We start from the raw sequence: 13875 nt of genomic DNA on the forward strand, positions 1-13875 counted from the left end.
TCGACTAAATCGCAAGCCGATAAGCTGCGGAAACGCTGTCGTCACCTCGGCGCGCGTGCGCAGGGTGATGTCACGCACGGGTGAACCGCAGGAGTCGCGCGACGCCGCGCCCTGTGATCGGGGGCACAGTCCGAGTAGCATCGGTGGTGGCAGCTACCCTGCCGTTCGTGGCACGCGCGCTCGTGATCGGCAACAGCGACGGCATCGGCCTGGCGCTGAGCAGGAGGCTGCTCGCGGACGGCTGGCAGGTGGTCGGCCTGTCCCGCCGCGCCGCTCCCGTCGAGCACCCCGCCTACGCGCACCACACCCGCGACGTCACCGGTCCCGGCTACCCGGACCTGCTCGCCGGGATCGGCCACGTGGACCTGTGCGTGTACGCGGCGGGCATCGGTGACCTCCTGGAGCTGCCCGACCTGGCCCCGCAGACCAGGGCCCTGGAGGTCAACCTCCTCGGCCTGGCCCGCACCGCCGAGGTCGTGCTGCCGGGGATGCTCGCGGCGGGCGCCGGTCACCTGATCGGCCTGTCCAGCCTCGCCGACGCGCTGATCTCCCCGCAGGCGCCCGGTTACGCCGCGTCCAAGGCGGGCATGACCTCGTACCTGCGCGGCCTGGCCGGGGCCGCGCGCGGCACCGGGGTGGCGGTCACCTGCGTCCGGTTCGGCTTCGTCGACACCAAGATGGCGAAGTCCCCCGCGAAACCGGCGCTCCTCACCGTGGACGAGGCCGTGGACGTCCTGCTCCGCTGCCTGCGCGACCGCCCCGCCGTGCTCTCCCGCCCGCGCAGGATGGCGGTGGCGGCCACCGCGCTGCGCCTGCTCACCGCCCTCCGCCGCTGATCCGGACCACCAGCTTCGGCCACTGGTCCGGACCGCCGTCCTCTGCCGCCGGTCCTGATCACCGCTTCGGCCCGTGAGGGACGCGCGCCGTCCCCAGGTCCGGTCAGCGCTTCCCGGCGCCCTCACTACCACCTGCGGCCTCGGCCAGGGTTCTGGCCAGCTCCACCGGTCGCGTCCGCATCGGCCAGTGCCCGGAGTCGACGTCCACGAACTCCACCCGCCGTGCCCGAGCCAGCTCCGGCACGTCCCCGTCCGCGATCCACTTCCGCGCGTCGTCCACCCCGAACTCCGGGCACACCACCACGACCGGCACGTCGAACCGCCGCTCGTCGCGCAACCGCACCACCCCCAGCGCCACCCCCTCGGGCACCGGGATCGCCCCCTCCTCGATCTCCCGCCGGGCCTCGGCGTCCAGGTCCGCGCTGTCCGGCCCCTCGAACACGTCCCAGCCGGGGAACGGCACCGCCCCGTCCCGCACCTCGAACCCGCTGGTGTAGGTCCCGCCGTCGGCCACGGGGAACCCGCCGACGAGCACCGCCCCGGCGACCGCGCCCGGTCGCGCGTCCGCCGCCAGCCAGGCCAGGCTGCTCGCCGCCGAGTGCCCCACCACCAGCGGTCGCTCCGCCGCGTCCACGGCCGCCACCACCGCGGCCACCTGGTCGTCCAGCGTGGCCGTCCCGTCCCCGACCCCCTGTCCCGGCAGCACCAGCGGCACCGGCCGGTGCCCCAGCGCCCGCAGCTCGGCCGCGACCTCGTCCCAGGCGGACCCGTGCAACCACAGTCCGGCGATCAGCAGCACATCCATCGGCGTTCCCCTCACAGCGGTGGACCTTCGGCACTACGGCCCGAACCGTAAGGGCGATTCCGGACGATCCGCTTCCTGTTCACCGAAGGGGTTGATCTAGCCTCGCCGGATGCCGAGCGACACCAGCCCCACCGCTCGCGCGCTGCTCGCCCTGGAGCTGCTCCAGCTCCGCCGCACGACCACCGCCCGGCAGCTCGCCGACCGGCTCGGCGTCACCGAGCGGGCCGCCCGCCGCTACGTCGGCGTCCTGCGCGAGGCGGGCGTGCCGGTCGAGTCCGAGCGCGGCCCGCACGGCGGCTACCGCATCCGGCGCGGCGCGCGCCTGCCCCCGGTCGCGTTCACCCAGGACGAGGCGCTGGGCCTGGTCATGGCCGTCCTGGACGGCCACCCGACCGCCACCAGCGCGGGCGACCCGGTCGGCGCGGCGCTGGACCGCGTCATCCGGGCCCTGCCCGAGCAGGTCGCGAGACAGGCGGCAGCACTGCGCACGCACGCCTCCGCCGCGCCCGACCGCTGGCGCGCCACCGTCGACCCGGCCACCACCAGCGCCCTCGTCACCGCCATCGCCGAGGGCAACCGGGTGGTCATCGCCTACGAGAGCGCGGGAGGCCGCCGCTGGGAGACCGAGGTGGACCCGTGGGCGGTCGTCGTCAGGCACGGCCGCTGGTACCTGCTGTGCCACTCGCACCACGCCGACGCGATCCGCACCTACCGCGTGGACCGCGTCCGCGCGATCACCCCGACCCGAACCCCGTCCCGACCACCGGCGAACCTGGACCCGGTGGCCGTGCTGGAGGAGAACCTGGGCACGGGCTGGGAGTTCCCGACCAGGGTCCACTTCGACGCCCCGCTGCCCGAGGTCGCCGAGTGGGTGCGCCCGTCCATGGGCAGGCTGGAGGCGCGGGGGAGCGGCTGCGTGCTCGTCGGCAGCACCAGCAACCCGGCGATGTACGCGCAGGAGCACCTCGCGCCCCTGCCCTTCGACTTCCGGGTCGAGGGCGGCGACGAACTGCGGGCCGCCGTCGCCACCGTCGCGACCCGCTTCACGGCGGCCCTGGAACCGGACGGCACCTCGCAGGCGCCCCGGTAGCGCGCCCGGCGCCCCGCGCGACGCCCCGCGGGCGCCCCGGTAGCGCGCCCCGTGCGATGCCCCGAGCCCGACTGGACCCGCAAGCCCGAACCTCGCGGGTCTCGCCCGAGGTCCCAGCCCGCAGCCCTGCCCGTCCCCGTCCGCCTCCGCGCCGTCCCGGCCCGCAGCCCCGCTCGCCGCCGCCGCCCCAGCGCACGGCCCTCGTCCGCGGCCCTGTCCCGGCACACCCTCGCCGCTGCCCCCCTGCCATCCGCCCCCGTCCGCAATCCAGCCCGCCGCTTGAAGCCCGGCAGCCGAGGATCAGGCGCTCGTCGTGGAGCCCGCGCCACCCGCGGTGTCCACACCGGTGCCGCCGCCCGCCGAAGCCCCGGCGCCCACCGCGGACCCGCCGCCCACCGCACCCCTGGGCTCACCCCCGGACCCGCTCCCGGCCACCTCGGCCCCACCGTCCCCCGCATCCCCGTCGCCACCCGCGTGCACCGGATCGTCCAGCGTCCGGAACACCGGCAACCCCAGCGCCACCAGCGCCGTCACCACCAGCACCCCGGCCACCAGCGCCCCCGCCACCTCCAACCCCGCCCCGGCGGCCACCGCCGCGATCGGCGCGGTGGTCAGCGCGGGCGCGGCCAGCAGCAGCGAGTTCTGCGCCCCGATCACCCGCCCCCGCAGCTCGTCCGGAGTCACCTCGATCGCCAGCACCCCCAGCACCGCCCCGATCGGCCCGTTCGCGGCCCCCAGCAGCGCCGCGCCGCCGAGCACCGCCCACGGCGAGATCATCGCGCCGATCAGCCCGATCCCGAGCGCCGTGCCGACCATCCCGACCACGAACCACACCCGCCGCCTCACCCGTCCCGCCGCCGCCGCGTACACCACCGACCCGACGATCCCGCCCGCCGCGAGCGCGCTCAGCGTCAACCCGGTCAGCCCCGGCAGCTCCTCGCGGGTGAAGTACGCGGGCATGACCGTGGTCTGCAGCGCGGTCAGCACCGCGACGAACACCGCGGACACGGCGGTGCTGCCCAGCAGCACCCGGCTGCGGGCCATGAACCGCCAGGACACCACCAGGTCCGCCCCGGCGCGGCGCAGCAACGACCCCTCGCTCGGCGTCACCTCGCCCGCCCGCCGGTCCAGGGCGAGCGTCAGCAGCGCGGCGAGCGCGCTCGTGCCCGCCGTGATCCACAGCAGCGCGGACGACGCCCCGAGCAGCCACACCAGCAGCCCGCCGATGCCGGGGCCTGCGAGCACCAGCACCCCGGCCAGCGCCTCGCGGGTGGCGACGAGCCGGTCGAGCGCGGTCTTGGGCTGGTCGCGGACCAGGTTGGGCAGCAGCACCTCGTGCGCGGTCATGCCGGGCGCGTCGACCAGCGCGCCGAGCACGCCGAGCACCAGGAACCAGCCCAGGTCGAGACCCCACAGGGCGTCGACCACGGGCAGCGCGGCGACCGAGAGCGCGGACAGCATATTGGCGACCACCGACACCGTGCGCCGGTTGAACCGGTCGACCAGCACCCCGGCGAGCACCCCGACCACCGCCGAGGCCGCCGCCGAGGTCGTGGCCAGCAGCCCGGCGGCCAGCACATCACCCGTCCGGGCGAGCACCAGCAGCGGCAGCACGACCCCGCCGATGGTGTTGCCCAGCAACCCCAGCCCGTACGAACCCAGGTACACCACGACGTCGCGTCGCACGGTCCCCACCACCCCTCGTTTGCCTACCGATTCGGTAGGCAATCTACCAAGATGGTAGGTCGCCTACCGATGTGGTAGGTCACAAACCGAACCGGTAGGCGGCGGTGTTAGCCTGTTCGGATGCCGAGGCCGACCAAGCACGAGCTCGACGCGGAGATCATCGACTCGGCGGCGAGGCTCTTCGCCCGGCACGGCTTCGAGCACACCTCGCTCCAGCAGCTCGCCGACGCGGTCGGCTACACGAAGGCCGGGCTCCTGCACCACTACCCGAGCAAGCTGGCCCTCTACCGGGCGGTGCTGGAGCGCGGGAACACCGAGACGCGCGCCCTGCTGGGGCGGATCGACCACCTGCCGCCGGGGGAGGAGCGCGACCGCGCCGCCATCGTCGGCTCGGTCCAGTTCACGATCGACTGGCCCGGCCTGTCGATGCTGTCGATCAGCGCGGGCATGGACAGCGGCCCGGTGGACCAGGAGGAGTTCATCGAGATGGGCCGGGCCATGCTGGCGATCTTCTGCGTGGACCCGGAGGACTACGACGTGACCCGGTTCATCCGGCTCGGCGTGGCGACCGCGGGCCTGATGTCGATCACCCTGGCCTCGGTGCAGCTCGGCACCCAGGAGCAGTGGCGCGACCGGATCGTCGCCACGGCCATGGCGGCGCTGGGGCACGGCGAGGGCTGAGCCCCCGCAGCCGCCCGCCGCGTCACCCCCGCGGCAGCCACCCCGCCACGAGCTCCCGGTCCGCGACCGCGTCCAGCACCCGCTCCCGCTCCGGCCCGGTCAGCTCCAGCCCGCCGAGCAGCCGCCCCCACTCCGGCACCCGCTCCAGCGTGCCCGCGCCCTCCGCGAGGTCGATCAGCATCCCCAGCGCCACCGCCCGCTCCACGGCGGGCGCCCCGTCGCCGTGCCGCTTCAGCCCCGAGTTCACCGCCCGGAACGCGGCCTTCGCGTCCTGCTTGAACTCGCTCAGCACCCGCGCGTTGTCGAGCACCTTCGCCAGCCCCGCCAACGAGGACGACCCGCCGTACTCCACCTCGGGCTCGTCGCGCTGGATGAAGACCAGCGAGTTCCCCGACGGGTCCACGACGGTGAACCGCGACGCGCCCCGCCGGTGCCGCGTGATCCTCGGCACCCCCGTCGACGGCGCCTTCCCCCGTGCCGCGCGCATCGCCGCCGTGAACGCCGCGTGGTACGGGGCCACCGCGTCCACCATCACCAGGCAGCCGCCGGCGTTCTCCTCCGCCGGGTCCACGTTCTCCGGCGCTTTCGCGTAGTGCAGCGCTATCCCGCTCCAGGTGAGAACCAGGTACAGGTAGGGCCGCGTCTGCTCGTAGGCGGTCTCGAACCCCAGCGCGCGCCAGAACGCCAGGGTCTCCTCGGCCGACGTGCACGGCAGCAGCGGGACGGTCGTCTCGTTCGGTCGGACGCTCTCCTCGGGCACGGCAGTGCTCCTCACCGGATCTCGCGAAGGGGGACGGAAGCGGAGTCTGGCAAGGGAAAGCCCTCGCACGCACATGGGAATCGATTCAGCTCCCAGGCTCGTGAGGCGCCCTCACGTGACAGGGCGCGGTAGACCCCCGAACCGGCCGGCGCACGCGCGCCGGCCCGTCACCGTCCACAAGCGACTCGACGCCCGCACCCGCCCGCGCGGCGCAACCCTGGGGCTTCGGTTTGCCGAAGTGCGCCCTGGGGTAGTGCGTGATCTCGGTCGGGGTGGTGGCGGCCAGGGGCAGGGGTGTGAGATTTTGATCTTGTGGTGGTCGTCCTGGCCGTCACAGGCGTGGCGCGGGTCGGTGGACGGTCCCGCGCGGCGGACTTCGGACGGCGTGGTCGGGGGAGTGGAGATGGCGAACATCAAGGGGCTGGGCCTGCTCCTGGGCATGGCTTTCCTGGCCCTGCTGGTCGTTCCCGTGCTGCCGTCCGCCATCGACGACCCCGTCACCACCATCGGACTCGCCGCCGCGCTGGCCGTCCTGCTGTGCGGCCTGTGGTACCTGGTGGTCCGCGCGCAGCTGTGGCTGGCCGACTTCCTGGACAGCAGGCGCCGGACCCCGCGCAAGCGCGCGCCGCGCGAGGTCGACGACATGACCGCCGCCGCCCAGCGCGGCGCGGCCCCGCGCCGCCGTGCGAAGACCCGCGCGAAGACCGCCGCGAAGCCCAAGCCCGCCGGCAGGTCCAGGACGGCCGCGAAGTCCACCACCAAGCGCAAGCCGTCCCCGCCGAAGCGGTCGACCAGGGCCCGCTAGGAAGCGGGCAGTTTCGGGAACACGAGCCTCGGCTCGCCGTCGGGCACGATCTCCAGCAGCGGCACCACCTTCCCGGTCGCGCTCCCGTCCTCGCCGTAGGACAGCGGACCGCTGACGCCGGGGAAGCCCCCGTCGTTCCGGAGGGCGTCGAACATCCCGCCGACCACCGACGCGCTCACCGCCTTCTGCTTCTGCGCCCTGCTGGCAGCCTGCATCACGGTCCACACCGCGTCGTGGGACAGCACGGTCCCGTCGTCGCCCAGCGCCGCGCGGTCCAGCTCGGGCACGCCCCCCACGCCACCGATGAACTGCTCTACCAGGTACTGGTTGTTCAAGTCCGCCGCGATCTCCCGCAGCTCGCCCGGACCGGTCACCGCCAGGCTCGTGGCGAAGATCTGGACCTTGCTGTTCCTCAGCGCGGACTGGAACCGCGCCTCGCCCAGCTGGCTCTCGGTCAGGCTGTCGTCGCCGGTCAGCACGAGCGGTTCCTTGCGGGGGCAGCTCCTGGTCGCCAGCCGCTCCACCAGCAGCGCCAGATCCCTTCCCCGGCCGGCGAAGTACACCACGTCGACTTCCTGCGAGCAGATCGCACCCAGGCTCGACTCCAGCACCGCGATGGTCGTCCCGATGTCCGCGCTGGAGTTGTAGCGCAGCACCGGCTCGCCGACCTTCCCGCCGAGCTCCTCGATCCCCCTCCGGAAGCCGTCCGCGAGGCTCTCCGGGTACTTGTCCCCCTCGTTCTTGTCGACCAGCAGCACCGCGGTGGGCGCGCTCTTCCCGATCCGGTCGAACGCCCACTCCGCGGCGGCCCTGCCCTGGGCGCGGTTGCTGGGTGCCGGTCGCAGCAGCCCTTTGACGTCGTTGAAATCATCCGAGGTCAACGTCGAGGAGACCATCGGGATCTTCTTCTCGGACAAGGCCCTCGCCGCCCGGTACACGGTCTCCAGGCTCTGCCCCAGGCCGGTGACCGCGACGACCCGGTCGGGCGCGGCCTGCCTGGCGTCGATCCGCCCGACCACCTCCGCCCAGTGCTCGAACCGGTCGCCCGCGTTGGCCAGCAACAGCTTCAGCTTCGGCGTGCTGCCGCTCCAGTTGTGCACCAGCTGCGCCCGCGCCGCCCCGAGCGCGTCGTGCCGGACCTGCTCCGCCAGCTCGAAGCTCTCGTCCCTGGGCGTCATCGCCAGCAGCACCACGACGCTCACCACGTTCGGCCCGTCGGCCACCGCCGCGTTCTGCTCCCGGATCGTCCGCACCACGTCCGCGTACTCCGGCCGCCCGAAGTCGAAGTCGCTGTCGGCGTCCGCGACCCCGACGCACTGCCCGTCCACCAGCACCAGCTCGTCCCGCCCACCGCAGTCCACCGGCATCGCGCGGACCCCCACCACCACGCCCACCGCCAGGAGCAGCGCGCCGACCACGGCCGCGCCGACCAGCTCAGGCTTGTGCCACCACAAACGGGAATCGGGTATCGCCACGTTCCCACCCCCTGTTGATCCGTCGTCCCCCGACAAGAACCGCTCAGCGGTCGGCCTTCTCCTCGTGCTCCCTGATCGCCCGGCGGAACGCCAGGTGCCCGTCCCTGCTCCGCCCCGCCACCTCGCGCAGACCGGTGGCCACCCGCGAGTGGTGCTCGCGCCGGTGCGCGACCCGGTGCGGGTCGTTCGCCGCCTGCCACTGCAGGAGCACCGAGCGCACCGGGGAATCGCGCTGCACCGGAACGTCCGCGCCCGGCCGCAGCGGGCTCGTCGTCACCACCCGCACCACGTCCAACCACGCCTCCCCGCTGTCGCGCTCCAGCCCCTCCTCCACGCGCCACACCACCTCCTCGACCTCGCCCGCCGCGAGCAGGTGGTGCAGCCGTCCCGCCTCGTCGCCCCTGCGCTCGGCGAGCTTGGCCAGTCCGGCGAACACCGAGCACCAGTCGTCGGTGTCCGCCTCGGGTCTGGATGCCAGCCTGCGCAGCAGGAGCAGCCGCAGCAGCGGGTGCATCACCGCCGCCCCGTCCGGCCCGGTGCGCGACCACACCGCCAGGCTGAACAAATCGCTGCGCGGGTGCAGCCCGGTCGTGGTGATCAGCGTCGCCGCCTCCTCCAGCGTCCTGGCCGCCGCGCACGCCACCAGCGCGTCCGACCCCACGACCAGCCCGTCCAGCAGCAGGTTCAGCACCCGGTCGCCCACCGGGGTCACGTCGTCCGACGACGGCGCGGACAGCAGCTCCTCCGGCGTCGCCGTCCCGCCGCCCAGCAGCGCGGCGGCCAGCGCCAGCTCGCGCGTCGCCGCCGCGTGCCCGGCCGCGAGCGCGTGCACCACCTCGGCCGTGCCGCGCCCGCCGGCGCCCGCCGCGCGCACCACCCGGTCCACCTGCCGCTCGGTCAGCTCCAGCACCGGCAACGCCGTCAGCGGCTCGGTCAGCGCCACCGACGACACGTCCCTGCGCCGCTCGGGCACCACCAGCCCCTCGGCGAGCCGGGGTCCCGGACCGCCGTCCTCGGCGAGCAACCCCAGCCCGCGCAGCAGATCCCGCTCGCCGGTGGTGACCAGCGCCAGCCTCGGCAGCGGCTGCCCGCGGCCCTCCCGCCACTCCCGCGCCCGCCGCCACGCCACCAGCAGCGCGGTCGGGTCCACGGTGTCGTCGACCAGCACGGTCGGGTCCAGCAGCCGCGCCCGACCCGGCAGCGCGTCGTCCAGATCGGCCAGGAAGTGCCGCAGCACCAGCAGGTCCAGGTCCGCGCGCGCCTGCGCGGTGTCCAGCCCGAGCAGCGCCACCACCTCGTCGCGCGCCTCCACCCCGACCCGCCCGCGCCTCCACCGCCCGCGTGCCGCCCGGCGCGCGATGCCCGCCAGCACCCCGTCCGGCGCCGGGACCTCCAGCCGTTCCCGCAACCGCTCCAGCGCGACCGGCAGCGGCTCCTCATCGCTCAGCCGGGCGGGCGCCGCGATCGCCGCGCAGTCGGCAAGGAACCTGGGGAATCCCCACTTCCAGCCCTGCGCGGCCAGTTCCAGCAGCACCACGAACAGCAGCTCGTGCACCGACCGCCCACGCCGCCGGGTGTGCCGGGGCAGCGCGATCAGCGCGTGCGGCTGGCGACCGGCGAGGAGCTCCCCGCGCAGCACCCGCAACGCCCGCGACCGCCCCGATCCCGTGGGGCCGAACAGCACCACCGCCGTCGCCCGTCCCGGACCGCCGGGGTTCAGCACCGCCCGGACCGCCGCCACCGACGGGTCGTCGTCGTCCTCCCGCAGCGACGGCAGCGACCGCTGCCCGCGCTCCCCGCGACGCGGCGGGCGCCTGCGCGGCCGGTTCCGGCTGCGGCGGCACGGCGATCAGCGGCGGGTCCTCCTCCCGCACCGCCCAGGGCATCTCGCCCTGCGCGCGCATCCAACCCCGGTAGGTCCTGCCCTGCACGATCTCCGCGAACTCCTCGAACAGGTGCGGCTCGCAACCGGGGTCGCCCCGCACGACCTCCTGGTAGAAGCCCCTGGACACCACGAGCACCAGCACCGAGCCGGACTCGCGGAGCTTCCCCTTGACCTGCAGGGCGTCGCACAGCCGCTTGGTCTCGTCGATCGCCGACCCGACCTCCTCGTTGGGCAGCGGCACGACCTCGCCGTGGTGCGCCGCGACCCGCAACCGCATCCGGGCCTGCTCGCTCGCCCCGGAGTTGTAGCGCAGCAGGCTCCGCACGAGCGTGCGCGCGAACTCGGTCACCAGGCGCACCTTGGGGATCGCCGGGTCGAACAGGATCAACGCGCCGTCCCCGCGCTCGCGCACCGTGACCTGCCCGGCGCCCGCCCGCGTGGCCGACACCGCCTCGTCCAGCACCCTCGGCAGCGCCTCGATCATCTTGACCTTGTCGCCCTGCCGCCGTCCGGCCGCCGTCGACCCCGCGATGTCCACGAAGACGATCGACCTGTGCACCGCCTCCGCCTGATCCCCTGAAACCACTGGCGCCACTGGAACTCCCCTGGTGAGCGCGCCCCCGCACCGCGCGAACGCGCGCCGCTCCCGGCGCGGGATTCGGAGCGCGGCACTGCGCTGTCCCCGCCATCTGACCCAGAAAAAGCCGGGAAAGCCCGTAAAAGCGCTTTTTTCGCCCGGCCGGGGCATTGGCGCTTGGTTGGCGCGACCGTCGGGTCTGCGCCAACCGGCCCCGCGCCTTGCGGGGAACAGACGGCACGGGTCGAATTCTACGGCAGGAAAAGGGAAGAACAGCGGATTCGGCCACAACCGAAAGGTGGGGCTCCGGAACCGGCGCCCCACCTTGTGGAGGAAAATCCGAGCGAGGGGAAAACCGATCAGCGGTCGACGCGGTCCGGCGGCAGCAGGTGCCCGATCAGCGCCAGGTTCTGGATCGCGGCCAACCCGTACTGCGCGCTGGCGTTGGTGGACACGAAAGCCGCCTCGTCCACCGGCCGGTGCGCCAGCGGCGCGGGCACCCGCTCGGACCGCCACGGCAGCCCCGGCCCGTACCCCTCCTGCCCGCCGAAGAACTCGTCCCACGCCCGCCCCGCCAGCGCCGCGTCACCGGTGCGCGCCGCCGCGTACGCGGTCAGCCGGGAGTGCATCTGCCGGAACCCGGTGTCCCACGAGCCGCCCACCTCGGCCTGCTGCTCGGCCCGCGTCGCCCCGTACAACCGGCAGTACTGGAGCCAGGCCCGCTCGAACCCCGCGCCCGCCCCGAGCTCCACCAGCTCGCTGCACACCTCGATCAGCCCGAACACCGCCGACAGGTGCGAGACGCTGATCGCCACCCGGTCCCGCGCGAACCGCCCGGTCTCCAGGTCGTACAGCGCCTCGCCGGTGAGGAAGCCGTTGCGCAGCGCGCCGATGTCCTCCGCCGTGCCGAGCAGCTTGCGGCGCGCCACCGGGTCGCCGTCGCGCTCCCACTCGGTCAGCCACGCCGCCGCCAGCGCGCCCCAGTCCGTGCCCAGCCCCACGGCCAGCGCGCGCGGGTCGGGCTCGTACGGCTCGGTGCGGATCTTGCGCAGCGGGTCCAGCGCGACGAACGCCCGGTCGGCGTCCACCAGGTCCCGCATCAGGTCGCCGGTGTGCTCGTCGGTGGTCAGGTAGTGGTGGAACCGGCGGTTCGCGGCGGTGCTGATCCGCAGCTGCTTGGCGCTGCACCCCCAGTGCTGCACGTTGTGCCGCGTGCCCAGGTCCTTCCACCGGCCGAGGTGGTAGACGTCGACGTCGCCGGTGTGCCTGGTCATGGCCTCGGCCACCCGGAACACGTCGGCCCGGCCGGAGCGCAGGAACTGGTACCACAGCCACAGGTCCGTGGACAGCTCCGAGTTGTCCCAGGCGTAGCCGCCGACGTCGTAGCGCCACTGGTGCCGGTCGGTGTCCTGGGTGTGCATCACGTCGCCGTGGTCCCAGAAGCCGTACCAGCGGCGCTGCTCGACCTGGTCGCGGTGGTGGGCGAACAGGAAGTCCAGCCGGTCCTCGATCGCGGCCCGCGCGGGCGTCGAGCGGTCCACCGGGGCCCAGTCGCCGAACACGCGCGCCGCGTGCAGCCGCTCCGGGGACACCACCGGCTGCGGCGGGGTGGCGGCGGCGCGGGCCATCGCGGCCAGCCGGTCCGCGTCCGGGGTCGCGTCGACCGCCCACAGGGTCAGCTCGCTGGTCCGGGAGATCCCGAGCGGCGTGCCGAAGCCCGGCTCGTAGTCCTCGTAGGTGATCTGGAGGCCCTCCAGCTGCTCGGCGAACGTGTCCATGCCGAGCCCGTCGTGGTAGAAGCGCAGGTCCATCGGCGGAGCGTCCGGCGACCACAGCCACGCCGTCGCCGTCGCGGTGTCACCGGCCGCGCCCCGCACGTCCAGACCGGACGGGCAGGACTGCCAGAAGTCCCGCAGCCCGACCGCCAGGCCGCCGGACGCGCCGCCCACGTAGCCCAGGCCGGGGTTGCGGTGACCGGCGTCCACCCGCACCCACGCGTGACCGGGCGCGGTGCGCTTGCGCAGCAGCCAGCCGTCCGGGCCCGGCTGGGTCAGGCTGTAGTCGCCCCACGTCGGGATCAGGTTCAGCCTGCCGCTCACCCTGGTGTCCCAGGTCTCGACCGGCGGCAGCGCCCGCCCGGCCACCTGGGCCGCGCGCACCGGGGCTCCGGGGTCGCGGCGCAGGCCGGTGACGCCGCGCACCGCCTCCCGGACCAGGCCGCCGTCATCCCCGGAGAAGCGCACGTGCCGGTCGTGCGGGGCGTCGCGCAGGGGCACGTCGAACCGGACGCCCAGCCCGCGCACCCGGTCGCCGTCGGCGCCGTCCCAGACGAAGGTGTGCACGAGGCGGATCGCGTCCGAGCCCGCGGTGAAGTAGAGGCGCACCGTGAAGGGCAGCCACTCGCGGCCGGTGCTCAGCGACCGGTGCACCCCCTGGACCCGGACCACGGCCCGGACGGGTCCGCGCTGCTCCACGCTGACCGAGCGCACGCTGCTCGTGAACGGTTCCCTGCGCGCCGTGGCCGCGTCCTCGTCGGTCTCGTCGAACTCCTCGCGCAGGCAGACCAGCCGCGCCCGGCGCAGCACCGCGCGCCCGCCCCTGGTGACCTGTTCCACCAGGTGGGCGCCGCGCCGGGCGATCACCGCCTCCAGGTCGCCGGTCCGCACGACCAGCTTGCTCGGCTCCTCCCGCACCTCCACCGGGTGCGCGGGTGCCTGAGGCGCGCCCGCCGTCAACCGGCAGCTCTCGACCGCCGCGCCGCCCGCGACGGCGTGACCGGTCCACTTGAGCGAGCCGTCCGGCCACAGCGCCAGCGGCCAGGTCTGCACCGGGATCGGTTGACCCGAGGCGCTGACCAGCGCGAACGTCTGGTCGCGGCGGTGCTGGCCGCGTGGCCACGGCACACCCCAGGCCGCGCCCGCGTGCAGCTCCGGCGTGCCCTCCAACCAGCGCACCTCGGTGCTCTCCGGGTCGCTTGGCCGCTGTCCCGGTCGAGCGGCGTGCGCCGGGCTCACGAGTCCGGGGGCGGCGGCCCCGGACGCGCCCGCGGCGACACCACCGAGGAACGTGCGGCGCTGCACGGATGCCATCCGGGTCCCCTCACCTCGTGGAAAGCCCTTTCCTGCCTGGGCACTGCACCACCGCCCGAGACCCTGCGTCAAGCACGCCGGACCCCGGTGCGCGATCATGGGAACTCCCTCGCCGGGCTGCTCACACGCGGTGACCGCCCCGGTACTCCGCCACTCGTCCGGGCTGCGGAACCCCGTCGGGGCCTC

10 protein-coding genes are annotated in these 13875 nt (G+C 74.5%); 4 read left to right on the forward strand and 6 right to left on the reverse strand.

What is annotated here, in order from left to right; all coding sequences use genetic code 11:
* Positions 1–167 precede the first annotated feature (167 nt).
* Positions 168–836: an SDR family NAD(P)-dependent oxidoreductase gene (locus AMIR_RS14280; protein WP_205590454.1), complete on the forward strand. Its 669-nt coding sequence runs from the start codon at positions 168–170 to the stop codon at positions 834–836.
* A 103-nt stretch (positions 837–939) separates the two neighbouring features.
* Here the strand turns inward: AMIR_RS14280 and AMIR_RS14285 are convergent, their stop codons facing one another.
* Positions 940–1641 (reverse strand): alpha/beta fold hydrolase, encoded by a 702-nt coding sequence (locus AMIR_RS14285; protein ID WP_015801674.1) that lies wholly within the window; start codon positions 1639–1641, stop codon positions 940–942.
* 109 nt (positions 1642–1750) lie between these two features.
* Between AMIR_RS14285 and AMIR_RS14290 the strand changes: the two genes are divergently transcribed.
* Positions 1751–2731 (forward strand): helix-turn-helix transcriptional regulator, encoded by a 981-nt coding sequence (locus AMIR_RS14290; RefSeq protein WP_015801675.1) that lies wholly within the window; start codon positions 1751–1753, stop codon positions 2729–2731.
* A 300-nt stretch (positions 2732–3031) separates the two neighbouring features.
* Here the strand turns inward: AMIR_RS14290 and AMIR_RS14295 are convergent, their stop codons facing one another.
* Positions 3032–4417, reverse strand: a complete 1386-nt coding sequence (locus tag AMIR_RS14295) for an MFS transporter (RefSeq protein WP_118948317.1) — start codon at positions 4415–4417, stop codon at positions 3032–3034.
* 120 nt (positions 4418–4537) lie between these two features.
* On the opposite strand from AMIR_RS14295, the gene AMIR_RS14300 reads away from it, so the two are divergent.
* Positions 4538–5098: a TetR/AcrR family transcriptional regulator gene (locus tag AMIR_RS14300; protein WP_015801677.1), complete on the forward strand. Its 561-nt coding sequence runs from the start codon at positions 4538–4540 to the stop codon at positions 5096–5098.
* A gap of 22 nt (positions 5099–5120) precedes the next feature.
* Here AMIR_RS14300 and AMIR_RS40260 read toward each other — a convergent pair whose 3' ends face one another.
* The gene (locus AMIR_RS40260) at positions 5121–5858 is read right to left on the reverse strand and encodes a VOC family protein (RefSeq protein ID WP_015801678.1); all 738 of its coding nucleotides are present in this window, start codon (positions 5856–5858) and stop codon (positions 5121–5123) included.
* 403 nt (positions 5859–6261) lie between these two features.
* Here AMIR_RS40260 and AMIR_RS14310 point away from each other — a divergent pair, with 403 nt between their 5' ends.
* Positions 6262–6663: a hypothetical protein gene (locus tag AMIR_RS14310; RefSeq protein ID WP_015801679.1), complete on the forward strand. Its 402-nt coding sequence runs from the start codon at positions 6262–6264 to the stop codon at positions 6661–6663.
* Here AMIR_RS14310 and AMIR_RS14315 read toward each other — a convergent pair.
* From AMIR_RS14315 to AMIR_RS14330, 3 genes are all read right to left on the reverse strand, one after another.
* On the reverse strand, positions 6660–8138 hold the full coding sequence (locus AMIR_RS14315) for a type 1 periplasmic-binding domain-containing protein (RefSeq protein ID WP_015801680.1): 1479 nt from the start codon (positions 8136–8138) through the stop codon (positions 6660–6662). The two genes, AMIR_RS14310 and AMIR_RS14315, sit on opposite strands and share 4 nt — an antisense overlap.
* A 43-nt stretch (positions 8139–8181) precedes the next feature.
* Positions 8182–9777, reverse strand: a complete 1596-nt coding sequence (locus tag AMIR_RS14320) for a hypothetical protein (RefSeq protein ID WP_187313513.1) — start codon at positions 9775–9777, stop codon at positions 8182–8184.
* Between the two features lie 1182 nt (positions 9778–10959).
* Positions 10960–13689: an exo-rhamnogalacturonan lyase family protein gene (locus AMIR_RS14330; RefSeq protein ID WP_015801682.1), complete on the reverse strand. Its 2730-nt coding sequence runs from the start codon at positions 13687–13689 to the stop codon at positions 10960–10962.
* Between the last annotated feature and the right edge of the window lie 186 nt (positions 13690–13875).

It is taken from the genome of Actinosynnema mirum DSM 43827, from assembly GCF_000023245.1.
Classification (GTDB): Bacteria; Actinomycetota; Actinomycetes; order Mycobacteriales; family Pseudonocardiaceae; genus Actinosynnema; species Actinosynnema mirum.